The organism is Proteiniphilum sp., assembly GCF_034927365.1.
Taxonomy (GTDB): Bacteria; Bacteroidota; Bacteroidia; order Bacteroidales; family Dysgonomonadaceae; genus Proteiniphilum.
This window is the reverse complement of sequence record NZ_JAYFQD010000013.1, coordinates 1-25,450: the sequence shown is the minus strand read 5'-3', so window position 1 is coordinate 25,450 and position 25,450 is coordinate 1. Positions and strand designations below refer to the sequence as shown.

Below are 25,450 nucleotides of genomic sequence, written 5' to 3'. Positions count from 1 at the left end.
AGCCATTTTCAATACTTTTCACCATCATATTCCCCAAAACATGTTATATAACATAATTGCAAAATTACTGTTTGTCGTACGTTTTTTATATATTGCAGCGCCATTTGAGATGGCATGACTTTGCCGGTTTTTACACCGTAGCAAAGTCTTTTTTCATACGATTAAAAATTAGAGTCAAGAGCCAAGAGTCAAGAACCAAGACTTTGGATTTTAGATTTGGAGATGTAGGATTTGGGATTAAAAACTCCTCATCTCCGAGTTTTTTCGTCTCCGAATCTCGTATTAGCACACTGGCATATTGACATATTGACGCATTAAACTAATTAATTAAAATATTTTCTAATCATGAAGGTTTACAAAACAAATGAAGTTAGGAACATTGCCCTCATTGGTAATGCAGGCTCAGGTAAGACCACTCTCGCAGAAGCCATGCTTTTCGAGTGTGGTCTTATAAAACGACGTGGTACAATAGATGGAAAAAATACCGTATGTGATTATTTTCCAGTAGAAAAAGAGTATGGTTATACCGTCTTCTCCACTGTTTTTTCTTATGAGTGGAAAGATAAACTGATGAATTTCATCGACTGTCCGGGTTCGGACGACTTTGTGGGAGGTGTTGTTTCTGCCCTCAATGTTGCCGACATGGCACTGATGCTGATTGATGCCGCCAACGGTGTAGAGGTAGGTACCGTGAACCAACTCCGCTATGTGGACGAGTTGAATAAACCACTGGTTTTCCTGATGAACCAGATGGATCATGACAAAGCGGACTACGACAATACGCTTGCCAGCCTGAGAGAACAGTATGGCAGCAAAGTGGTACCGGTACAGTATCCTATTGGCAGCGGCACCTCTTTCGACGGAATCGTGGACGTACTGAAACAGAAATTGTATAAATGGAAACCGGGTGCAACTGCTCCCGACGTATTGGAGATTCCCGCCGGAGAACAGGAGAAAGCGGGTGAATATTACCAGGTATTGCTCGAAGCGGCAGCCGAAAACGACGAGGGACTGATGGAAAAATACTTCGAGCAGGGTTCGCTCACCGAAGAGGAGATGCGGGAAGGTATCCACAAGGGGATGATCAGCCGCAGTCTTTTCCCTCTCTTCTGTGCTTCAGCCGAAAAGAATATGGCAGTACACCGTATCATGAACTTTCTGAGTATGGTAGCTCCCTCCCCGTTTGATGTACCCGCACCGGTCAACAGCGAAGGAACAGAGGTGAAACCCGATGCTTCGGCACCCACAAGCCTTTTCTTCTTTAAAACAACTGTGGAACCCCATATCGGTGAAGTATCTTACTTCAAGGTAATGTCGGGTTCGGTGAAAGAAGGTGACGATCTGGTGAATGCCAACCGCGGCTCAAAAGAACGTCTGGTGCAACTTTTCACCGTTGCCGGACAGATCCGTAATAAAGCGGAAGAGTTACAGGCAGGTAGTATCGGTGCCGCAGTGAAACTAAAAGATGTACGCACAGGAAATACGCTCAACGCCAAGGATGCTGATAATAAATTCGACTTCATCCGTTATCCGGAACCCCGTTATCGCAGGGCTATCAAGGCTATCAACGAATCGAACGCCGAAAAGTTGAGTGAAGCACTCACCCGTATGAAAGAGGAAGACCCCACCTGGTTGGTAGAAAACTCCAAGGAGTTGAAACAGATGATCGTCTCCGGGCAAGGTGAGTTTCACCTCAGGACATTGAAATGGCGTTTGGAGAACAACGATAAGATCGAGATCGAATATCTGGAACCCAAAATTCCATATCGTGAAACCATCACGAAATCGGCACGTGCCGACTACCGCCACAAAAAGCAATCGGGAGGTGCCGGCCAGTTCGGGGAAGTACATCTCATCGTAGAACCTTATACCGAAGGGATGTCCGTTCCGGAAGTCTATCGCTTTAATGGACAGGAATATAAAGTACAGAATCGCGATACACAAGAGATCAACCTCGATTGGGGTGGAAAATTGGTATTCGTAAACAGTATAGTGGGTGGCGCTATCGACTCCCGCTTCCTGCCTGCCATCCTGAAAGGTATCATGGGACGTATGGAGCAGGGCCCCCTTACAGGATCATATGCCCGCGATGTACGGGTAATCGTCTACGACGGTAAGATGCACCCGGTAGACTCCAATGAGATCTCCTTTATGTTGGCAGGACGGAACGCGTTCAGTACAGCCTTCAAGAATGCAGGACCCAAGATCCTCGAACCGGTGTACGACGTAACGGTTTCCGTTCCCGGTGAATATATGGGTGATGTGATGAGCGATCTGCAGGGACGTCGCGCCATGATCATGGGTATGGAGAGTGAGAAAGGATTTGAAAAACTGAAAGCCAAAGTACCTTTGAAAGAGATGAGTTCCTATTCTACATCGCTCAGTTCAATCTCTGGTGGAAGGGCTTCTTTCTCCATGAAATTCGCCAGTTATGAGTTGGTTCCTTCCGACGTGCAGGATAAACTGCTGAAAGCATACGAAGCACAGGAAAAGGACGAATAATAACTATCACCACACTATCTCAACATGCAGGGACGACCGTTTGGCCGCCCCTGTTTTTATTTTTTATTGTTAAATCATCACTTCTTGTACTGACCACGAATTCAAATCTTGTCAATCTATAAAACAAAACCTTTTTTTACCTAATCACCTATCCACCTATCCACTTTTTCTCCAGATTGCGCTTCAGTGCCTGCAGAAACTCCTGCGTAGTAAGGTAAGTACTACGTGCCGCATCATTTCCGTAGACAAGCAGTGCCAGGTCTTTGGTCATCTCTCCGTCTTCCACAGTTTCAATACATACCTGTTCCAGTTTCTCGCAGAAGTCGATCAGCGGCTGATTGTTATCAAGCCGGCCCCTGTGTGCCAATCCTCTGGTCCATGCAAAGATAGAGGCGATAGGGTTGGTGCTGGTCTCCTTGCCCTGCTGATGCTGGCGATAGTGTCGTGTTACAGTACCATGAGCCGCTTCTGCTTCCACCGTCATACCATCAGGTGTCACCAATACCGAGGACATCATTCCCAACGAACCAAAGCCCTGTGCTACCGTATCCGATTGTACATCACCATCGTAATTCTTACAAGCCCAGACAAATCCACCACTCCACTTCATGGCCGAAGCCACCATATCATCGATCAACCGGTGCTCGTAAGTGATACCTGTTTTCTCGAACTCAGCTTTGAACTCGTTCTCATACACCTCCTGGAAAATATCCTTAAACCTGCCGTCATAAGCTTTCAGGATAGTGTTCTTGGTGGACATATAGAGCGGATATTTCTTCGTCAGCGCCATCTGGAATGATGAGCGTGCAAATCCGTAAATCGATTCGTCGGTATTATACATCGCCATGGCAACTCCATCACCTTTGAAGTTATAGACCTCCCAACTCTGGGTCTCACCCTCTTCATTGGTAAAGGTCAGTTTAAGCGTACCTTTTCCCTTGATCATCTTATCGGTAGCACGGTACTGGTCTCCGAAGGCATGACGTCCGATGATGATAGGTTCAGTCCATCCCTGCACATACCGGGGGATATTGCTACAGATGATCGGTTCACGAAATACGGTTCCACCTACGATATTACGAATAGTACCGTTGGGCGACTTCCACATCTCCTTCAGTCCGAACTCCTCCACTCGTGCTTCGTCGGGAGTTATAGTCGCACATTTGATGCCTACATTGTATTTCTTGATGGCCTCGGCTGCCTCCACTGTCACCCGGTCATCGGTCTCATCACGATGTTGAATACCGAGATCATAATATTTGATTTCAAGATCGAGATAGGGCAAGATCAGTTGCTCCTTGATGAACGACCAGATAATACGGGTCATTTCGTCGCCATCCAGCTCAACTACAGGATTATTTACTTTTATTTTTCGCATAGATTTATCTCTTTTTCATCGGGATAAATGATTGCATCTCACGCACATTCTTATATGCCGGACGGATCAGGCGCTTGCTGGCGAAGTTCATCTCCTCGATCCGGTGAGCCGACCAGCCCACGATACGCGCCATCGCGAAGAGCGGAGTGAATACTTCCGGCGGCAATCCGATAGCATCATACACAAATCCCGAATAGAAGTCGACATTAATACAAGTCCGCGCCTTAGCAGTACTCTTTTTGAAACCAAGAAATACTTCCACGGCCCGTTCCTCTATCAACTCCATAAAGGCGAATTCCTTTTCACGTCCTTTTTCTCTGGCTAAATCACGCGCCATCTCTTTGAGCAATATGGCACGCGGATCACTTACGGTATAGACAGCATGTCCGATACCATAGATAAGACCGGTACGATCGTACGCTTCCTTATTCAATATCCTGGTCAGATAATCATCTACCTGCGGCTGGCTTGTCCAGTCCTTCACATTCTGCTTCATATCTTCCAGCATACCCTGTACCTTGATATTGGCACCTCCGTGGAGAGGTCCTTTCAATGATCCGATACCTGCGGCAATCGCTGAATAAGTGTCGGTCTCGGTCGAGCTTGTAACACGCACCGAGAAGGTAGAGTTATTTCCTCCGCCGTGTTCAGCATGCAGTACCAATGCCAGGTCGAGGATTTTCACATCAAGTTCTGTATAATTATTCCGACCTTTCATCATAAACAAAAAGTTTTCAGCTACGGAGCGGTCTTCATACGGGTGTCTGATATGCAGTGAACGCCCCATCTGATCGTGACGCAACACCTGATAAGCATAAGCAATAATGGTAGGGAATTTGGCAATCAGGTTGATGGACTGGTTCATAAGATTTTCGGGAGAGATATCATCCGGATTCTCGTCATACGTATAGAGTTCCAGTACACTTCTGGCCAGAATATTCATGATATTCCCCCCTTTCAGCGACATAATATTCATCGTCGCCGTATGATTCAACGGCATGGTCTGTGCGATCAACCGTTCCACAGCTTCCAGTTCCTCCCTATTGGGCAGACGTCCTGATAGAAGCAGAAAAGTGGTTTCTTCAAATCCGAGGCGATTTTCCTGCTGTACCCCTTTCACCAGTTCCTCCACATCCATTCCCCGGTAGAAAAGTTTACCGGGGACAGGGGTCAATGTACCATCAGGTTGACGTTCATAACCCACTACATCACCTACCCGGGTAAGTCCGGCAAGCACGCCCGAATGATCTTCATTACGAAGGCCTCGCTTCACCCCCATCTTTGTAAAAAGATCCTTGTCGATATTGCTTGTGAAGGCAACTGAATCCGACAATGTTTTTCTCAATTGTTCATTATTCATAGTGATATATTTTGTTTTTTTATCTTGCTTATGCGGTTTTATTTAAATGGCGACAAGGTAGTGGCACCTCTGTCTTTTTAACACTCTTTCTCCTGACTTTGTTTACAGAAGTAAACTTTTTTTATAAATTCTCAATCACTTTGCGTGAAAAATCGGATGTTGACAATGGCTTCCCATTTTCCATAAACCTCGCCAGATCAGAAGTTCCATATCCGTTTTCAAAAAGCAGTTCCAAAGCGGAAGTGATCAGATTACCGGCTTTTTCCCATCCAAGGTACTCCAACATCATCACCGCCGAGAGCAACATGGAACAGGGATTTGCCTTCCCTTTTCCCACAATATCGGGTGCGGTCCCGTGTGTTGCCTCAAAAATAGCATGTCCGGTAAGATAATTGATATTGGCGCCCGGAGCAATACCGATGCCGCCTACCATGGCCGCCAACTGATCGGAAATATAATCACCATTCAGGTTAAGTGTCGCGATCACCGAATATTCTTCCGGTTTGAGAAGTGTATTCTGAAGAAATGCATCAGCAATTACATCCTTGACAAAGACTTTTCCCGATTCAATAGCCTGGTTATATGCTTCCACAGCTTTTTCAAGACCACGTTCGGCCTTTATCTTGTTGAAAATATGTTCTGTAAACGTCTGATCGGGAAACTCCCGTTCGGCAAGAGCATAGCCCCATTTTTTGAACCCTCCTTCGGTAAATTTCATAATATTGCCTTTATGTACCAACGTCACGGAAGGTAATCGGTGCTTCAGCGCATACTCGATAGCTGCCCGCACCAATCGTTCTGTCCCTTCCACAGAGACAGGTTTTACACCCAGGGAGGTGGTTTCCGGAAAACGGATCTTGCCAACACCCATCTCTTCCTGCAGGAATTTCAGCACTTTTTTCAATTCAGGCGTACCGGCAGCCCACTCGATACCGGCATAGATATCCTCCGTATTCTCACGGAAAATAGTAACATGTACCTTTTCGGGGTGTAACAAGGGAGTAGCTACTCCTTTGAACCATCGCACAGGGCGAAGGCAGACATAGAGATCCAACTCCTGACGCAACGCCACATTAAGAGAGCGTATCCCCTCTCCGACAGGTGTGGTGAGCGGCCCTTTTATACCTACCAGACAGGTACGGAAAGCCTCTATAGTTTCGTCAGGCAACCAGTTCCCTACCTTGTTGAATGCTTTTTCTCCGGCCAGCGCCTCTCTCCATTCGATTTTTCTCTTCCCTTCATATGCTTTATCAACTGCTTTGTCTACAATCATCTGCACAAGAGCAGTAATCTCTTTACCTATGCCGTCACCCTCGATAAAAGGAATGACGGGACGATCGGGAACGATCAGCTTATCGTCTTGACGGACTATATATGCCATAGCTTTACTTATTCATGGCATTGAGTGCACTTCCGGCTTTAAACCACTCTATCTGCTGTTCATTATAGGTATGGCCTACTTCAAAGGTATCCCTGGTACCGTCGGCATGCAGCAATTCCACTGTCAGATTGCGACCGGGAGCAAAGCCCCGTAACCCTTTCACACTGATCTTATCCCTCTCCTGCACCTTGTCATAATCGTCTTTATTGATGAAAGTAAGGGCCAGCATTCCCTGCTTCTTCAGGTTGGTCTCATGAATACGTGCAAACGATTTAACCAGGATCACCTTCACGTTGAGATGACGTGGTTCCATGGCAGCATGTTCGCGGCTCGAGCCTTCGCCGTAATTTTCTTCAGCCACGACTACCGAACCGACTCCATCAGCTTTGAATTTACGGGCCAATGCCGGCACGGGCGAGTAGCCCATGGTACCTGGATCGAGTACGGAGTTGGTTTCATTATTGAATGTATTTACCGCTCCAATCAGCATGTTATCCGAGATATTGTCGAGATGTCCACGGAAACGAAGCCACGGTCCGGCCATGGAAATATGGTCGGTAGTACATTTTCCCTTTACCTTGATAAGCAGGGGTAACCCTATATAGTCTTCACCATTCCATGGACGGAAGGGATCCAGTTTTTGCAACCGATTGGAACTGGGATCAATAGATACCTGTACACTGCTACCGTCTTGCGATGGTGCCAGATATCCTGCATCTTTCACATCGTAGCCTGCGGGAGGCATCTCAAAACCGGTCGGTTCGGCCAGTTTGACCCACTCTCCCCTCTCATTCCGAAGGGTATCGGTCAACGGATTGAAGCAGAGATCTCCGGCAATAGTCAGTGCGGCTACCAGTTCGGGCGATGTCACAAATGCATGTGTATTGGGATTACCATCATTCCGCTTCGCGAAATTACGGTTGAAAGAAGTGACGATGGAATTGGGACGGTCTTTTACATCATCTTCGCGTTTCCACTGCCCGATACAGGGGCCGCAGGCATTGGCGATAATAGTCGCACCCGCCTCTTCAAAGACTTCCAGGATGCCGTCGCGTTCAGCCGTGTAACGGATCTGTTCCGAACCGGGATTGATCAGGAACTGCGCTTTTACCGGCACATGCTCGTCACGCGCCTGCTTCACAATGGAAACCGCCCGGGTAAGATCTTCATAGGATGAATTCGTACATGAACCGATCAGGCCTACCTCCATTTTCTGTGGATAGTTATTCTCTTTAACAGCCTTTCCGAATTCCGAAATGGTATAAGCGGCATCGGGAGTAAACGGCCCGTTGATATGCGGTTCGAGAAGGGAGAGATCTATTTCGATCAACTGGTCGTAATATTTTACAGGATCGGCCACTACCTCCGGATCGGGTTGCAGATATTCGATCACTCTGCGTGCCGCGTCGGCCACCTCTTTCCTTCCGGTTCCTTCAAGATAGGCTGCCGACTTCTCATCAAAGGGAAAAATGGAGGTGGTAGCGCCCACTTCAGCACCCATATTACAAATAGTTCCCTTCCCTGTAGCCGAGAGTGATGCCGCTCCCTCGCCGAAATATTCGATAATGGCATTGGTTCCCCCTTTTACGGTGAGAATACCTGCCACTTTGAGTATCACATCCTTGGGTGCACTCCATCCCGATAACTTTCCGGTCAGTTTCACTCCGATCAGTTTAGGCATTTTCAACTCCCAGGGCAAGCCGGCCATCACATCCACTGCGTCGGCACCACCCACACCAATGGCTATCATACCCAATCCCCCCGCATTTGGGGTGTGCGAGTCAGTCCCAACCATCATTCCTCCGGGGAAAGCATAGTTTTCAAGTACCACCTGGTGAATGATTCCGGCACCCGGTTTCCAAAAACCGATCCCATATTTATTGGAGACATCACGAAGAAACTCATATACCTCCCTGTTGGTGATATTGGCTGTCTGCAAATCAACATCGGCATTCTTATATGCCTGTATCAAGTGATCGCAGTGGACTGTGGAGGGTACTGCCACACTGGTACGGCCGGAGTTCATCAACTGAAGCAACGCCATCTGTGCTGTGGCATCCTGCATGGCTACACGATCAGGTGCAAAATCCACATAGTCGTTCGCACGCTGATAGTTCTTTACAGGAACTCCCGGCCAGAGATGTGCAAAAAGGATCTTTTCGGTCAAGGTCAAAGGCCGTTGCAAAATATCTTTTGCCTGCCTGATCTTTTCAGGAAGATGGTCATAAACCTTTCGAATCATGTCAATGTCAAAAACCATAAGGATAGAGTATTAAATACGTTATTTTCAAATTTTCATCATTTCAAATCGCAATTCAACTTTTTAACAAATACCGTTCTGTAAATGTTCGACTAAGTCAGAGAAACTTACAGCGCCTACCCTATAAATAAAATCTATATTTCAAGTCAGGGTATCAGAATGAAAAATTGAATGACAATTATTATTGGCAGCATATTAACGTCTGAACCATGAGTTAGTTCAAAAAAAAATTTACATATCTCAAAAATAATCTTAACTTTGCCTTGATGTTGGAAGTAAAAGATAAGGGATTTTTTACAATTATTTCATGATTGAACACGAAGGAATTATTGAGAAAATCTGTGATAATTGTGTGACGGTACGTATCCTGCAACAATCGGCCTGTAGTACGTGTCATGCCAAAGGGATCTGTATGGCCGGCGACTCGAAAGAAAAACTTATAGAGGTAGCCGACTTCTCCGGCGGATTCCATAAAAACGAACGGGTGATTATCGAGGGAAAAGAGTCAACGGGCTACAAAGCTGTTTTATGGGCCTTTGTTATACCTCTGATTTTGATAATATTAACACTTATTCTCACTTTATCGTTGTGGGACTTCAGTGAAACTGAAGCAGCAATAAGTGCTATGGCTGCTCTTATCCCCTATTACCTGATTCTTTATCTCTTCCGAAAAAAAATGGCTAAATCGTTTCAGTTTAGCATAAAGAAGTGGGAAGGTAGGACAGTGGATAAGTGGGAAGGTGAATAGGTGAATTTTTCCAAGTTCTTAAAACAATAATTCAATAATATGATAACTGCCGTTATAACTTTGAGTTTGATAGGCGCTGGTAGTGCAGCCATATTATATCTGATAGGGCAAAGATTCAAGGTAGTGGAGGATCCCCGCATAGAGGAGATCCAAAAAGCCTTACCGACAGCCAACTGTGGGGGATGCGGATTCCCGGGGTGTGCATCGTTTGCATCGGCCTGCGTAAAGGCGGAAACACTCGAAGGGCTCAATTGTCCAGTGGGAGGCCAAAATACCATGGACATCGTAGCAGAAATTCTGGGACAAACAGCGCCGGTAACGGTGAAAAAGATAGCGGTAATACGCTGTAACGGGACATGTGAGAAACGTTCCCGTATCAACCTCTATGACGGGGTGTCCAATTGTACCATCGCGGCAGCGCTTTACGGCGGAGACACCGGATGCTCTTTCGGTTGTCTTGGACTGGGTGACTGTATGGACTCCTGTATATTCGACGCCATTCATATCAACCCCGGGACATTACTCCCCGAAGTGGTGGAAGAGAAATGCACCGCCTGCGGTGCATGTGTAAAAGCCTGTCCCAAAGATATCATCGAACTGCGTAAACAAGGGCCTAAATCACGACGGATTTATGTGAGCTGCATGAATGAGGAAAAAGGAGGCGTAGTGCGGAAATCGTGTAAAGTGGCCTGCATAGGATGCAATAAATGTCAACAGGTTTGTGAGTTTGATGCTATTACCATTGAGAATAACCTGGCATATATCATCGACGATAAATGCCGGCTTTGTCGCCAATGCGTGCCAGTGTGTCCTACCCACTCCATCCTGGAACTAAATTTCCCGCCCCGGAAAGACATATCATCGAGAGAAGACAAAGTTAGAGTGAACGTGTAAGATTAAGGAAATCATAGTATGTTAAAGACTTTCAGAATTGGCGGCATTCACCCAAAAGAACAGAAGGTATCTGCAGCGAATGCGATACAACCCATTTCTATTCCCAATGAGGTAGTCATACCCCTGGGCCAGCACATCGGCGCTCCCTGCCAGCCTGTCGTCAGAAAAGGCGATACGGTAAAGGTGGGAACCCTTATCGGGAAAACGGTAGGATTTGTTTCAGCCAATATCCACTCTTCTGTATCGGGAACCGTGCTAAAACTTGATGAGGCGATCGACGTAAGCGGATACAAACGTGATGCCGTATTCATCAAAGTAGAAGGCGATGAATGGGAAGAATCGGTCGACCGTTCTCCTCTCCTGAAAAAAGAGTGTACTCTTTCATCCAAAGAAATCCTTGATAAGATCGCTGCTGCCGGGATTGTAGGTATGGGTGGTGCCACTTTTCCTACCCATATAAAACTAACCCCTCCTCCGGGATCAAAACCCGAGATGCTGATCATTAACGGTGCGGAATGTGAGCCCTGGCTTACTTCAGATCACCGGCTGATGATGGAAAGGACCGAGGAAATCGTAGTGGGGATTACCATCGTGATGAAAGCATTGGGTGTGAACAAGGCAATCATCGGTATTGAAAACAACAAGAAAGACGCCATTGAGAAGCTCGAGAAATGTGTAAAAGCATATCCCGGCATTAGTGTGGAAACCCTCAAAGTACAATATCCACAAGGAGGTGAAAAACAACTGATCGCTGCCTTGACAGGACGTCAGGTGCCAAGTGGCGTATTGCCTATCGCGACAGGTGTGGTGGTACAAAACGTGGCAACGCTGCTGGCGGTCTATGAAGCGGTTCAGAAGAATAAGCCTCTGATAGAACGGGTGGTAACCGTCACCGGAAAGGATGTGAAACATCCCTGCAATATCCTCTCACGAGTAGGTATCCCTATAAGCCACCTGATTGATGCTGCCGGAGGGATACCGGAGACAACCGGCAAGATCGTCAGCGGTGGTCCCATGATGGGGAAGGCGCTGGCAAGTATCGACGTACCGGTGACCAAAGGTACTTCGGGGATATTGCTTATTCCTACATTGGAAGCTAAACGGAAAGCGATGAAGAATTGTATCCGGTGCGCCGAATGTCTGAATGTATGTCCGATGGGATTGAATCCTACGCTACTGATGAACCTCACCGAGTTCGAGGTATGGGATGACGCCGAGAAAAACGGCATCATCGACTGTATCGAGTGTGGAGCATGCAGCTACATATGTCCTGCCGATCGGCCATTGCTCGACTATATCCGGCTGGGTAAGGGCAAAGTGAATAAAATTATCAGAGGAAGAAAAACAAACGCTTAGAGTGACTACATATATGGAAAACAAACTCATTGTTTCTCCTTCCCCCCATATACATAGCGGGGAGACGATCCAAAAGAAAATGTACAATGTGCTTATCGCGCTTATTCCGGCGTTCATGATCGCCTTGTACCTCTTCCGGCTCGATGCTTTGATCATTACCGCACTGGCTGTACTCTTTTGCGTGGGATTTGAATATCTCATCACAAAATATATGATGAAAGAAACGCCAACTGTCTTCGACGGATCGGCTATCATCACCGGCGTACTGCTTGCATTCAACGTTCCGTCCAACCTTCCCATCTGGATTTTGGCGCTGGGATGCCTGTTCGCCATCGGTGTGGTAAAACTCTCTTTTGGGGGATTGGGCAATAATATTTTTAATCCTGCCATTGCAGGACGTATTTTCCTGCTGATCTCATTCCCGGCACAAATGACGGTTTGGCCGACACCAGAGACCTCAGGTGCAGTCGATGCGATCAGTTCGGCAACCGTTCTGGGTAATCTAAAGCTCAATCCCGAATTATTACCGTCGCTACAGACGATGTTCCTCGGTACCGAAGCCGGATCAACAGGTGAAATGAGTTCCCTGGCACTCCTTCTTGGATTGGGTTGGTTACTTGGGAGAAAGATTATCACATGGCATATTCCAATCTCTATCATGGCTACTATCGCCGTTTTCACCGGGATACTGTACATCATTAACCCCATTCCATTCTATAATCCGCTGATTCACCTCTTTTCAGGTGGTTTGATGTTGGGGGCGATCTTCATGGCTACCGACTATGTAACATCACCGATGACAAAAAAGGGAATGATCATTTACGGTGTTGGAATCGGCTTTATCACCATCACCATACGACTCTGGGGAGCCTATCCGGAAGGAGTTTCATTTGCAATCCTGCTGATGAATGCCCTTACACCGCTTATCAACAACTACACAACGCCAAAACGATTCGGGGAGGTAGTGAAACATGGCTAAATTGGATTCAACATTCAGGAATATGTTCCTGTCGCTTTCGTTAATATGTCTCACAGGTGCAATATTATTGGCGCAGGTAAATAAAATGACTGCGCAACCGATTGCGGATGCTAAAGCGATAAAATTACAGAATGCCATCAGCGAAGTGGTACCTGCGTTTGACAATGATCCGGTTTCGGAAGCGTTTCTAATTCCGGACAGGCAGGGCGATTCTCTGCGGGTTTACCCTGCAAGGAAGGGTAATCAGATTGTGGGATACGCACTGATCAGTTCTTCCAACAACGGGTTTGGTGGAGTCATTCAGATCATGGTAGGGTTCGATATGAAACACAAGATTATGAATTATTCGGTGTTGCAACATGCAGAGACACCGGGATTAGGATCGAAAATGTCGGAGTGGTTCAAAGATACAGCCAAATTATCCCGATCAATCATTGGACGGGATTTGTCGATAGGTGCACTAGCCGTTTCGAATGACGGAGGAGATGTGGATGCCATTACCGCATCGACCATCACCTCGAGGGCATTCCTCGAAGCGGTGAACAGAGCCTATACCGCGTACACGGCGAGCAAGAATGTAATAACCGGCGACACCGAATTACCAGTTGCAACAAATGGTACCGGAGTGGCAGATAACAATAATGAACCGCAAACAACGGAGGAAGGAGGAAACAACAATGAGTAACAATCTAAAAGTACTGGTTAACGGCATCATTAGAGAAAACCCTATTTTCGTGTTGCTGCTGGGAATGTGCCCCACGCTGGCAACAACCAGTTCGGCCATCAACGGGATGAGTATGGGACTGGCAACAATGTTCGTGTTAGTCTGTTCCAACGCAGCCATCTCGATGCTGAAAAACATCATCCCCGACATGGTACGTATTCCTGCCTACATCGTAGTGATCGCCACTTTCGTAACCATTATCGAAATGCTGATGAATGCCTACGTACCGGCGCTGGCTGACAGTCTGGGTATATTCATCCCGCTGATCGTAGTAAACTGTATTGTATTGGGGAGAGCGGAGTCATTTGCTTCAAAGAACAACGTAATCTCATCCATCTTCGATGGAATGGGAATCGGACTGGGATTTACTTTTGCACTCTCATTATTGGGTGCAATACGCGAGCTATTGGGCACCGGAAAAATATTCTCACTGAACATCTTCCCTGAACAGTTCGGCTCACTGATATTTATATTGGCGCCCGGAGCCTTCATTGTACTGGGTTACCTGATCGCCATTTTCAACCGACTCCAAAAGAAAGAACAATCCAACTAAGACTCAATCATTATGGAAATTATCGGTATCATTATAGTTGCCATATTTGTAAATAATGTGGTGTTGGCGCAGTTCCTGGGTATCTGCCCATTCTTGGGTGTATCGAAGAAATTGGATACCGCCATCGGCATGGGGCTCTCTGTCACCTTTGTACTGACCATTGCCACCATTGTTACCTTTCTTCTACAAAAAGGAGTGTTGGAACCCTTCGGGCTGGAATATCTGCAAACGATCTCCTTTATTTTAGTGATTGCTGCACTGGTGCAGATGGTGGAGATCGTTCTCAAGAAAATATCCCCTTCATTATACCAGGCGCTGGGTGTGTTTCTACCGCTGATCACTACCAACTGTGTGATACTCGGTGTGGCAATTCTAGTGATACAGAAGGACTATACCCTTTTAGAGTCGGTCATCTACGCCATAGCCACCGCCCTGGGATATGCCATGGCATTGATCATCTTTTCAAGTATCCGTGAACAACTGGCGCTCACCAAAGTCCCTAAGGGCATGAAAGGAATACCCCTCGCCCTGATCACAGCCGGTATTATGGCCATGGCGTTTATGGGATTCTCCGGGATAGACCAGGTGTTTAGATAGGTGAAAAAAGTGGGAAGGTGGATTTGACGATGGGTGTTAAACCATTCCGTAAAAAGGATGTCATATTGCAAAAGAAAAGAAGTTACACCCTTTAATAACTACGGATATGAAAGCTTTAAGAAATTTCCTCTCTTTCGCGGTGATCGCGCTACTCTTTTGGTCATGCGGAACCTCTCGGAGTTATGTCTATTCTCAAGGATATGCTGAGTCCTATTACGAAGAGGAATATTATGACGACGGCTATCAAGGAGGTGGTATATCGTTCAACGTTTTCTATAACGAATTGAGACCTCACGGACGATGGATCAACGACCGTCATTACGGCCGCATCTGGGTTCCCAACGTTGGGAGAGAGTTTCATCCGTATGCAACCAATGGATATTGGGTGGTGACCGATTATGGAAACACCTGGGTATCGAACTTCTCCTGGGGATGGGCACCTTTCCATTATGGACGGTGGTATTATGACGATTACTACGGATGGGCATGGATCCCCGGTTACGAATGGGCGCCTGCCTGGGTATCGTGGAGAAGCGGTGGCGGTTATTACGGCTGGGCACCGATGGGCCCTGGGGTCAACATTCATATCCACGTGAATGCTCCTCACAATTACTGGACCTTCCTGCCTACCAGATACATGTATAATCGCAGTATGTACAGGTATTATGACAGGTACAGCCCAACCATCTATAATAGGACGACTATCATCAACAATACCTATATATATAACGATAACCGTTATTACAGCGGACCGAGCGTAAGGGACTACGAACGTGAAACAGGTAGGAAGGCTACGGTACGCAGGCTCGAAAGTAACAATAATCGTTCGGGCAGGGTTACAAGGGTGAGCGGTAATTCGGTAAGTGTCTATCGTCCCGACGCCGACAATAGCAGATCCTCCAGTACAAGGTCTTCTTCAGTAAGCGGTAGGACAAACAGTAGTTCCAGCAGCGGAAACGTCAGAAGCAGCAATAACAATACGAGGGTTTCCGAAGGGACAAATTCACGGAGTAACTCATCAACAACGGTGAGGTCGCAGAGCTCGTCAGGCACAGATAGGAATTCCACCGTAAGATCTCAGGGAAATTCCTCTGAGAGGAACAGCAACAGTTCGGTAACCAATAGCCGAACCAACTCATCCAACGATAGAAATACTACCGTTACTCCACAGGGTTCCACGAGAAGTAGCAGCGGTACGACGGTAAGATCGTCGCAAGGGACTTCGGAAAATACAAACAGAAATTCAACCGTAAGCCCACAACAAAGAAGTACTTCAAGTGAGAAAAGTACAACCGTAAGCCCTCAGCAACGAAGCAGTTCGAATGAGAGAAGTACAACCGTAAGCCCATCACAAAGAAGCAACTCGAATGAGAGAAGCACTACCACTACCCGATCCCAAACTTCTACCCGAAGCAATAATGAAAGTAGCAGCAGTGTAAGGTCAAGTTCCGGTTCTTCCACTAATAGAAGCAGCAGCACCTCTACTTCGTCATCATCAAAGAGCAGCAATAGCAAGGAAAGTAATAATTCCGGCAGATCTTCCGGAAGGAGGTAGGCCATACAGATAATAATCCCGGGCTATGTTCCAATATCCGGGGGAAACTATTCAAGATAGCAACCCTGGTTATCCCTGAAACGGATAGCCAGGGTAAAAAAAATATATTAAAATGAAGAAAATAATACCCGTTTTAGCTTTATGCCTGTTAAGTTTTATGTCAATCCGATCCCAGGAGTCGGAATATAAATATGTTGATTTCAATCATGGGCAGAATGATGGAAATACGGAATGGATACAATCTATTCAAATAATGGAACCGGCGTGCCGTACGGAAGTAAAAGGAAAGGTAAAAGTGAAATTCAAGGCAGAAGGAATGGACCATGCAAAAGCTTTATGTTGGAGTCAGCCCACAAAAGAAAATCCAGGTTATTGGGGTCATAATGTCAATCTAACGCCAAAAGGTATCAAAATAGACAAAAAAGGAGAAGGCTCCTTCTCCTTTAATGCGGACAGGTTTCCTACCGGTCCGATGAATGTCCGTATCTACGCCCACAATGAGAAAGGGTCGAAGGATTTTTTTGAGCTTCAATTGTACAATAAAGGTGGTATAAAATGGAACCAAGGTGTACCCGACACAATCCCACATGGCGCTAAAGGTATGAAATTAGTCTTTCAGGATGACTTTGACGGTCCGCTTTCCATATCAAACGATGGCAGAGGGGCCAGATATAGTGCGCATAAACCTCGTTTCGGAGACTTTAGCGGCTATATTTTTTCGGATGTCGACGGTCCGGATAATCCATTCGAACAGGTGGATACTTACCTGAAAATAAAAGCACGCAAGCGCCCCGGCACAAAAGGAAGTTCGGGTATCATTGCTTCGTGTGATATGGATGGTAAAGGCTTCTGGGTAAAAGCGCCATTTTATATGGAATGTCGTTTTACGGCCCAGTCCGCTCCCGGCACCTGGCCCGCTTTCTGGACAATAACCAAATTGGATAATGGCATGATTGGCGACGAATTGGATATTGTAGAAGCTTACGGTGGTGTGGGTAAAGGAAATCCCAATCATCCGGGATACTCCATCGTCAGTCATTTCTGGGGACAAAAAAATCAGGATGGAACAAAGAAAAAAGAATATGACCGGGTGGTACCGATCATGGAGTTGGGAGGTAAATCGTATTGGTCGACTACATTCCACACTTATGCTGTTTCGGTAGGTTTGGAAGAAACCGTCTACTATTTTGATGATATCGAAGTACTTCGTCATCCTACCAACGATGAATCATTGAACCCACATATTTTTCTGATTAATTATGCGATCGGCGGGATAAGCGGTTGGCCGATAGATCTTGAACGTTATGGTAATGGTTCTGACATGTATGTCGATTTTGTGCGTGTATATGCAAAAGAAAAAATTGATTATTCGCAACCTCCGATAAAGTGAAAGCAAAATATGGTTTAATGGATAAATAGATACCATAGAAATGAACTCTTTACAAGGAATATTCTAAAATTTTGTTTAACTTCGTATTCAGTTGTGCGATCAACAGATATTTATAATGACGACAATGAATAGAAGAAGTACAATAATCATGACTGTACTCCTTTTCCTGGGAAGCACCACCGTTATAGCGAAAAGTTCTGATAAGGCAAAAGAGATTATCGACATAATTCATAAAGTAAATAGTTATTGGCAAACTCAGAACCCAAAACACGGCAATTCCTTTTGGCATTATGCAGCTTATCATACCGGAAATATGGAAGCTTATTTTCTGACAGGGAACGGGGAATACCTGAGATATTCAGAAGCGTGGGCCAACCAGAACGAGTGGAAAGGAGCTAAATCAGACAACAGATCCGAGTGGAAACTAACTTATGGGGAAACAGACCAATATGTACTGTTCGGGGATTTCCAGATCTGTTTCCAGGTATATGCAGATCTCTATAAGTTATCCCCTGCCGACTATAAGATTGCACGTGCACTCGAGGTGATGGAATATCAAATGAGTCTTGACCGTAACGACTTCTGGTGGTGGGCGGATGGGCTTTATATGGTTATGCCGGTCATGACCCGTTTACATCGACTGACGGGAAATAATCTCTATCTGAAAAGACTATCTGATTATCTGCATTATGCCGACTCCATTATGTTCGATCAGGAGGAAGGGCTATATTATCGTGATCATAAATATGTATATCCTTCTCATAAGACTGTTAACGGAAAGAAAGATTTCTGGGCGCGTGGTGATGGATGGGTTCTTGCCGGGTTTGCCCGTGTCCTGCAGGATTTCCCATTAGCTCATAAAGACCGGCAGTTTTATGTTGATCGTTTTCGCTCTATAGCCAAGGCAGTCGCAAAAGCCCAACAACCCGAAGGTTATTGGACACGCAGCATGCTTGACCCGGCACATGCCTCGGGACCAGAAACAAGTGGCACAGCATTCTTTACTTACGGATTACTATGGGGAGTTAACAACGGCATCCTGGAAGAAAGTGAATACGGAAGTGTGATTGAAAAAGCATGGAATTATTTATCAAATACAGCTTTACAACCTGATGGAAGAATCGGGTATGTGCAACCTATCGGGGAAAGAGCCGATCAACATAAAGATGTGGGTCCCCGAAGCACAGCCGATTTTGGTGTAGGTGCCTTTTTATTGGCCGCATGCGAGTATGCACGTAAGCTGGGGGCTACTACAGCAGAGAAAGAGTCTTTCGGTGATTTCGAAAATATTTCAGAAGTACATCAGGTCTCCAGCGAAGGTGCCTGGTGTTGGTTTGGTGATCCGAGAGCGCTACACTACAAAAGTGAGAATGGGAATATCAACAAAACCTATATCGGCTATATAGATATTCATGGGAACATAAAAGCCATGCAATATGACTTTAACAAGAATATGCAGGAAGAAATTCTCATCCGTTCCTGTTTTCAACCCGATGATCACAACAATCCCACTTTTCTTGTACTTCCCGACGAGCGGATCATGATATTTTACTCACGTCATACCGATGAACCCTGTTTCTATTACCGTGTATCCCGTGAACCAGGCGATATAACTACTTTGGGTGAAGAAAAGAGAATAGAAACGGAAAATAACACCACCTACCCCTCCCCTTTCATCCTTTCTGATGATCCGAACCACTTCTATCTTTGCTGGCGTGGAATAGGATGGCACCCCACTATCGCCAGATTATCCCTGCCCGACAGTAAAGACAATGTAACTATCACCTGGGGTCCCCATCAAATAGTACAATCGACAGGGGCACGTCCCTATGCAAAGTATGCCTCAAACGGGAAAGATAAAATTTACATGACCTATACAACCGGACATCCAGACAATGAACTTCCCAATTTCATCTATTTCAATTATATCAATATCAACTCTCAACAATTGGAGGACATAGATGGGAATATCCTTTCAAATATTTCAGAAAAACCGTTTAGGATTGATAAGAGTGACGAGTACGTCGGGAAATATCCCAATACCGTTGTCGATAATTCTCCGGAACGGGATTGGGTGTGGCAGATAGCCATGGACTCCCAGGAAAAACCGGTCATCGCTATGGTGCGAATCAATGAAGATAAAAGCCAACATGCCTACTATTATGTCCGCTGGACCGGGAAGAAATGGAGAAAGAGTTTTTTAGCCGATGCGGGAGGGCATTTTCACCAGAGTGACGACATCGAGAAGTGCTATAGTGGCGGGATGACCATTGATCCGGCAAACACGAATATCATCTATTGTTCGGTTCCGCAGAGAGGTAAATACGGGAATGTGTACGAGATTATTAGATATACGCTGGATGAGGACGGACGTATCGTTTCGAAAGAAGCTATGACTAATAATTCACCGCTCAACAATGTGCGTCCCTACCTGATTCCCGGATCAGAAAATACTCCTCTGAGACTGACATGGATGCATGGTAATTATTATGACTGGATTGTCAGTGCTCAACGGCCCCAAGGCTTTTGTACATCCATCTATTGTGATTTTGAAGGATTTCATTCGAAAACGGAGGGAAGCAAAGAGAGTACTTTATCCGATATTAATAAGAAATTCAAGTTTAATCCTAAAAAAGATTTTGATTTATCGGTTATCATCACCCCGGATACGGCCAATTATCAGGGCCATTTACTCCAACTCGGTGATCTGGATTATTGTCTGAATGGAGAAACAGTGAAGCCAGAGATCATATATAAGGGGAAAGTATATCAAAGCAGCAATATTCTGGGAACGTCTGAAAACTGGAGAAAGATAGCAAGGGGCACCAATGGAAAATGGTATTCACCGGAGAAACCGGAGCGTTTTCTGTTAAGAATTAAATATAAGGATGGGATTCTGTCTACCTATATAAACGGCTTACTTGATCAGAGGATTGATATATTGAATCCCAACTAAACAATGCGACACTACCTTCCTCTCAATAGGTCTGCAGGAAGGAAGCCTGAGGTTTTATACAGGAAAAGAATATAAACTAAAAACAGGATATGAAGACAAATTATCAATTACGTTATGCAGCGCATCCCGAAGATGCAAAGTCTTATGATACGCAACGTTTGAGAAAGGATTTTCTCATAGAAAAAATATTTGCTCCGGATGAAGTGAATATGGTCTATTCGATGTACGACCGGATGGTGGTGGGTGGAGCAATGCCGGTAAACGAAGAGTTGCATCTGGAAGCAATTGATCCGCTAAAACAACCAATTTTCTTGTGCCGCCGCGAACTGGGCATTTTTAATGTAGGAGGTAAAGGAAAAGTAAAGGTAGGGGAAACTATCTTTGAACTCGACTACAAGGAGGCGCTCTATCTCGGTTCCGGTGAACGGGAGGTCTATTTTGAGAGTGACGATGCGGCAAAACCGGCGAAATTCTATTTCAACTCGGCAACAGCCCACCGTAACTATCCTGATAAGAAAGTGACCAAATCGGATGCGGTGGTAGCCGAGATGGGATCTTTGGAATCATCCAATCACAGGAATATCAACAAGATGATTGTGAATCAGGTACTGCCGACCTGCCAGTTGCAGATGGGGATGACCGAACTGGCTCCGGGAAGCGTATGGAACACCATGCCGTCACATATCCATTCACGCCGGATGGAAGTTTACTTCTATTTTGAAGTGCCGGCAGACCAGGCAGTATGCCATTTTATGGGTGAACCCGATGAAACACGCCATATCTGGATGCACAACGACCAGGCGGTACTCTCTCCGGAATGGTCGATCCACGCCGGTGCAGCAACCTCCAATTATACTTTCATCTGGGGTATGGCCGGTGAAAACCTCGATTACGGCGATCAGGATTTTTCAAAGATCGTCGACTTACGATAAGGAAAATCCGGGATTACATGTATATCAAATAAAAAGTTACATCCAATCAATATAAATAGTATGGTTAATTTTTCATTGGAAGGGAAAATAGCGCTTGTCACAGGAGCCTCTTACGGTATCGGATTTGCCATGGCATCCGCTTTTGCAGAAGCCGGCGCCAAAATCGTATTCAACGATATCAATCAGGGATTGGTAGATAAAGGCCTTGCGTCTTATAAGGAGAAAGGGATAGAGGCCCATGGCTATGTATGCGACGTCACCGATGAAGAGGCGGTAAATCAATTCATTGTCCGGGTAACGGAAGAGATAGGCGTAATAGATATCCTGGTCAACAACGCCGGTATCATCAAACGGATACCGATGCACGAGATGAGCGCCGCCGAGTTCCGCCAGGTGATCGATATCGATCTGAACGGGCCGTTTATCGTCTCCAAGGCAGTCATTCCCCATATGATCAAGAAAGGGCATGGAAAGATCATCAATGTCTGCTCCATGATGAGTGAACTCGGGCGTGAGACTGTTTCTGCCTATGCGGCTGCAAAAGGGGGATTGAAGATGCTTACCCGTAATATCTGCTCCGAATACGGAGAATACAACATACAGTGTAACGGTATCGGACCGGGATATATTGCAACCCCACAAACAGCCCCTTTACGGGAAAGACAACCCGACGGCTCCCGTCACCCGTTCGACTCTTTTATCATTTCCAAGACACCTGCTGCACGATGGGGAACCCCGGAAGACCTGGCAGGACCCGCCCTCTTCCTCGCTTCGGATGCCTCCAACTTTGTAAACGGCCATATCCTCTATGTGGACGGCGGTATTCTGGCATATATAGGGAAACAACCGTAAACAGGTGGAAGAGTGGTTGGGTGAATAGGATAGGTTTCAATTCTACATCAATCTACAAATCAACATATCTTTAAATCAACACATCAAAAAAGTATGCAGACAAAATATTTCATATTGCTCCTATTGATAACATTCTCTATAGGGTGCAGTTCCAAAAAGGGATTGACAATAGGAGTGACCAATCCGAGTTCCAGAGAGAGAGAAAATGAGATGGTGGAAGTCTCATGGGAAACGGTACAACAGAAGTTATCGCTTTCTGAAGGGAAAACAATCATCGTGACTGACAAGAAGGGGAAACAACTCCCCTATCAACTTATAACCAACGGAACGGGTAAGATAGAAGAGCTTATTTTTCCGGTTTCGTTGCACGGTGGAGAAACAACCTCTTTCCGGATCGCAATCGGCCAACCCGAGTCGTTTCCTCCTATGGTTTATGGCCGTCTGGTTCCCGAGCGGAAGGATGATTTCGCATGGGAAAACAACCGTGTAGCCTTCCGAATCTATGGCCCTGCCCTGAAAGCGACCGGTGAGATCAGTAATGGAATGGATTTCTGGGCGAAGAAAACAGAATCACTGGTTATCGACAAGTGGTATAAGGACGATCTGGCTGGCGTGGCCTCCTATCATCAGGATCACGGCGAAGGGTTGGACTTTTACAAGGTCGGAAGAACTTTGGGTTTGGGAATGACCGCCCCCGTAGACAACGACACTCTCTGCCTGGGCGATAATTTCATCAGAGCGGAGATCCTTGATAACGGACCGCTCCGTATCACCTTCAACCTTAGCTACGAGCGATATAATGCAGGAGGCAAAACGGTCACAGAAACACGTATCATCTCATTAGATGCGTATAGTCTTTTCAACAAAGTGACTAATATCTTCGAGGTAGATGCCGATCAACTGATCGTGGCAACCGGTATTGTGATGGAGAAAAATAAGCCGGAAATCACTTACGGCGACAATTCCGGCATTATCGCCTACGAGACGCCTGCCGATAAAGTAAACGGTACAATTTACACTGCTGCCATCCATCCTACAGGATTCAAGGATACCAGGATTGCAAACGGGCATTATCTGGGTTTGAACAACTATCAGCCCGGCACATCTTACACCTATTACGCAGGAGGTGGATGGAGCAAAGCCGGTTTCGACAACTTTGAAGAGTGGATGCAGTTCGTAAAAGAAGAGAAAATAAGGATCGATCAACCCCTTACTATCACATATTGAACAGGGTTATATTCATTCCCTACTTTACATCCCTATAAATAACTTGTATACTACAAGCTATTTATAGGGATTATTGTTTGAATCCAATAGCTTTTTCTAATTTATTGTAATACTGTTTCCGGTGCTTATAGCCTTCATCGGTATAGAAGCAATATAAAAATATCGGACCCAGATCATTCTTGTGTATCATCAATACGTCGCAGTGGGTATATTCCTTTCCCTTTTGTTCTATAATATAATTTATATTTTCTATTACAGGGAGTTTATAAGTAATCGCCATATCCGCATTGAATTTTTTGCGAGCCTCCCGTCTTGAAAGGAATTTTACATTCCTCTTCAAATCTTTTTGTGTAAAATCCTCCCGTTTATTTTCATTATACTTTCCAGCTATATCGATCAAATTATCTCTTATGTGATTAAAATAATAAATATTTCTCTCCTCTTTAAGAAAAACATCATATCTCTTCACACTATAAAAAATATCTATCAAACAAAAGAAATTATTGTGCTCTGTATGTATGATAGTAGATGGACCATGAGAGGTATATGGTTCCCAACTCACAAAATTATCATCTAGAGAAAATCCCTCAACCGGAATATACTCAAGATCCATTGCTTTATATACACTCTCCGGGGTAGCCAATCCCACAATCTTCGGGACATCCTGACCCTTTACAGGGCATAATTGCGCTATGATAATAAATAATAACGGTATAATTTTTTTCATCTATTCCTATATTTAAATTTAAACAAAGACCTTTTACTATAAAATTATTGAATATCCATATCGAGGATTATCATCCTACGGATACCCTGGATAACCAGAATATCCAGGATTATTGTCATCCCCCGGATATCCGTAATATCCCGGCAGCCCAAATACAGATTGTTTATCATATGTAAAGAAAGCGGTTATTTCAGATTGCGGCACACGATAGGTTCTCTGGTGAGTCGGGTCATATACTATAACAAATATATTTCCATTTTCAGCAATAGCTTGTATTGGTCTTACAGTATGTATTTCACCAGTATTATATCTACATTCATATACATTAAATAATTTGGAGGAAAAGTACCATCAGGAGAATCAGGTCCAGAATCTTGAGGCGTCATATTGATCTGATATGTAGAACAGATAAATTCATCAAACAAAGTATTCATTACAACTCCATCATTAATTATATCTTGTTTGGAAATTCCATAATATGAACAATAGGAATTAACTAATTCATTCTTATCTACATTATAACCCTGATTTCCCATATAGGAGACGAAGGCGTTAAAGGTGCAGTCCCATGTGGGAGGAGGGGATCCGGACCCACCACCAACAAACTGTCTTTATTCAAAATCTGACAGAAGATAAAATCTTTTACTCGACCTCAATTCAGAAACATTCAACTTTTTCATCATATTATTCTTATAAATTAAACTTGGCAATAACTAAAACGCCATATTTACCTTACTTATAAATAAACCAAGGCAATTAACCATTGATCCTTCTCAATTCATGCTACAGATTATTGTTTGAATCCAACGGCGTTTTCTAATTTGTTGTAATACTGTTTCCGGTGCTTATAGCCTTCATCGGTATAGAAGCAATACAAAAATACCGGGCCCAGATCATTCTTGTGTATCATCAATACGTCGCAGTGGGTATATTCCTTCCCTTTTTGTCCTACAAGAGAATTTAGGGCTTCCATTACAGGGAGTTTATAGGTAATCGCCATATCCGCATTGAATTTTTTACGGGCCTCCCGTTTGGAAAGGAATTTCACATTCCTCTTCAAATCCCTTCGGGTAAAATCC

Annotated in this window: 20 protein-coding genes and 1 pseudogene; 14 read left to right on the top strand and 7 right to left on the bottom strand. The window is 45.1% G+C overall.

Annotation, left to right across the window (positions count from 1 at the left end):
- Positions 1-345 precede the first annotated feature (345 nt).
- Entirely contained in the window at positions 346-2,502 is a 2,157-nt protein-coding gene (locus tag VB073_RS09315; RefSeq protein WP_323403892.1) for an elongation factor G, read from the top strand.
- A 148-nt stretch (positions 2,503-2,650) separates the two neighbouring features.
- Here the strand turns inward: VB073_RS09315 and VB073_RS09310 are convergent, their stop codons facing one another.
- The 4 genes from VB073_RS09310 to VB073_RS09295 form a co-directional block, all read right to left on the bottom strand.
- Positions 2,651-3,880 carry an NADP-dependent isocitrate dehydrogenase gene (locus VB073_RS09310; protein WP_323403891.1) on the bottom strand — a complete coding sequence of 410 codons (1,230 nt, stop codon included), beginning with the start codon at positions 3,878-3,880 and terminating at the stop codon, positions 2,651-2,653.
- A gap of 4 nt (positions 3,881-3,884) precedes the next feature.
- Positions 3,885-5,240: a citrate synthase gene (locus VB073_RS09305; protein WP_323403890.1), complete on the bottom strand. Its 1,356-nt coding sequence runs from the start codon at positions 5,238-5,240 to the stop codon at positions 3,885-3,887.
- A gap of 121 nt (positions 5,241-5,361) precedes the next feature.
- Positions 5,362-6,621 (bottom strand): NADP-dependent isocitrate dehydrogenase, encoded by a 1,260-nt coding sequence (gene icd, locus VB073_RS09300; RefSeq protein ID WP_323403889.1) that lies wholly within the window; start codon positions 6,619-6,621, stop codon positions 5,362-5,364.
- Between the two features lie 4 nt (positions 6,622-6,625).
- Positions 6,626-8,881 carry an aconitate hydratase gene (locus VB073_RS09295; protein WP_323403888.1) on the bottom strand — a complete coding sequence of 752 codons (2,256 nt, stop codon included), beginning with the start codon at positions 8,879-8,881 and terminating at the stop codon, positions 6,626-6,628.
- 307 nt (positions 8,882-9,188) lie between these two features.
- Between VB073_RS09295 and VB073_RS09290 the strand changes: the two genes are divergently transcribed.
- From VB073_RS09290 to VB073_RS09230, 13 genes are all read left to right on the top strand, one after another.
- On the top strand, positions 9,189-9,629 hold the full coding sequence (locus tag VB073_RS09290) for a SoxR reducing system RseC family protein (RefSeq protein ID WP_323403887.1): 441 nt from the start codon (positions 9,189-9,191) through the stop codon (positions 9,627-9,629).
- Positions 9,630-9,668: 39 nt separating this feature from the next.
- Positions 9,669-10,523, top strand: a complete 855-nt coding sequence (locus VB073_RS09285; RefSeq protein WP_323403886.1) for an RnfABCDGE type electron transport complex subunit B — start codon at positions 9,669-9,671, stop codon at positions 10,521-10,523.
- An 18-nt stretch (positions 10,524-10,541) separates the two neighbouring features.
- Complete coding sequence (gene rsxC / locus VB073_RS09280; protein ID WP_323403885.1) at positions 10,542-11,879, top strand: electron transport complex subunit RsxC; 1,338 nt, start codon at positions 10,542-10,544, stop codon at positions 11,877-11,879.
- Positions 11,880-11,892: 13 nt separating this feature from the next.
- Complete coding sequence (locus tag VB073_RS09275) at positions 11,893-12,858, top strand: RnfABCDGE type electron transport complex subunit D (RefSeq protein WP_323403884.1); 966 nt, start codon at positions 11,893-11,895, stop codon at positions 12,856-12,858.
- Positions 12,851-13,543, top strand: a complete 693-nt coding sequence (locus VB073_RS09270) for an RnfABCDGE type electron transport complex subunit G (protein WP_323403883.1) — start codon at positions 12,851-12,853, stop codon at positions 13,541-13,543. Before VB073_RS09275 ends, VB073_RS09270 begins: the two co-directional genes overlap by 8 nt.
- Positions 13,536-14,135 (top strand): electron transport complex subunit E, encoded by a 600-nt coding sequence (locus VB073_RS09265; RefSeq protein ID WP_323403882.1) that lies wholly within the window; start codon positions 13,536-13,538, stop codon positions 14,133-14,135. Before VB073_RS09270 ends, VB073_RS09265 begins: the two co-directional genes overlap by 8 nt.
- Positions 14,136-14,147: 12 nt before the next feature.
- Positions 14,148-14,732 (top strand): electron transport complex subunit RsxA, encoded by a 585-nt coding sequence (gene rsxA / locus VB073_RS09260; RefSeq protein WP_323403881.1) that lies wholly within the window; start codon positions 14,148-14,150, stop codon positions 14,730-14,732.
- Between the two features lie 106 nt (positions 14,733-14,838).
- Positions 14,839-16,287 (top strand): DUF6600 domain-containing protein, encoded by a 1,449-nt coding sequence (locus tag VB073_RS09255; protein ID WP_323403880.1) that lies wholly within the window; start codon positions 14,839-14,841, stop codon positions 16,285-16,287.
- A 112-nt stretch (positions 16,288-16,399) separates the two neighbouring features.
- Positions 16,400-17,677: a family 16 glycosylhydrolase gene (locus tag VB073_RS09250; RefSeq protein ID WP_323403879.1), complete on the top strand. Its 1,278-nt coding sequence runs from the start codon at positions 16,400-16,402 to the stop codon at positions 17,675-17,677.
- A 124-nt stretch (positions 17,678-17,801) separates the two neighbouring features.
- Positions 17,802-20,633, top strand: a complete 2,832-nt coding sequence (locus tag VB073_RS09245) for a glycoside hydrolase family 88 protein (RefSeq protein WP_323403878.1) — start codon at positions 17,802-17,804, stop codon at positions 20,631-20,633.
- 89 nt (positions 20,634-20,722) lie between these two features.
- Entirely contained in the window at positions 20,723-21,565 is an 843-nt protein-coding gene (kduI, locus tag VB073_RS09240) for a 5-dehydro-4-deoxy-D-glucuronate isomerase (protein WP_323403877.1), read from the top strand.
- 60 nt (positions 21,566-21,625) lie between these two features.
- Positions 21,626-22,417, top strand: a complete 792-nt coding sequence (locus VB073_RS09235) for a gluconate 5-dehydrogenase (RefSeq protein ID WP_323403876.1) — start codon at positions 21,626-21,628, stop codon at positions 22,415-22,417.
- A gap of 93 nt (positions 22,418-22,510) precedes the next feature.
- The gene (locus tag VB073_RS09230) at positions 22,511-23,644 is read left to right on the top strand and encodes a DUF4861 domain-containing protein (RefSeq protein WP_323403875.1); all 1,134 of its coding nucleotides are present in this window, start codon (positions 22,511-22,513) and stop codon (positions 23,642-23,644) included.
- Between the two features lie 70 nt (positions 23,645-23,714).
- On the opposite strand, the gene VB073_RS09225 is transcribed toward VB073_RS09230, so the two are convergent.
- From VB073_RS09225 to VB073_RS09215, 3 genes and pseudogenes are all read right to left on the bottom strand, one after another.
- Entirely contained in the window at positions 23,715-24,371 is a 657-nt protein-coding gene (locus tag VB073_RS09225) for a hypothetical protein (RefSeq protein WP_323403874.1), read from the bottom strand.
- 44 nt (positions 24,372-24,415) lie between these two features.
- A complete protein-coding gene (locus VB073_RS09220) occupies positions 24,416-24,541 on the bottom strand; it encodes a hypothetical protein (RefSeq protein ID WP_323403873.1) in 126 nt (41 codons plus the stop codon).
- Positions 24,542-25,161: 620 nt separating this feature from the next.
- Positions 25,162-25,450 (bottom strand): annotated as a pseudogene (locus VB073_RS09215) (hypothetical protein); the annotation flags it as partial.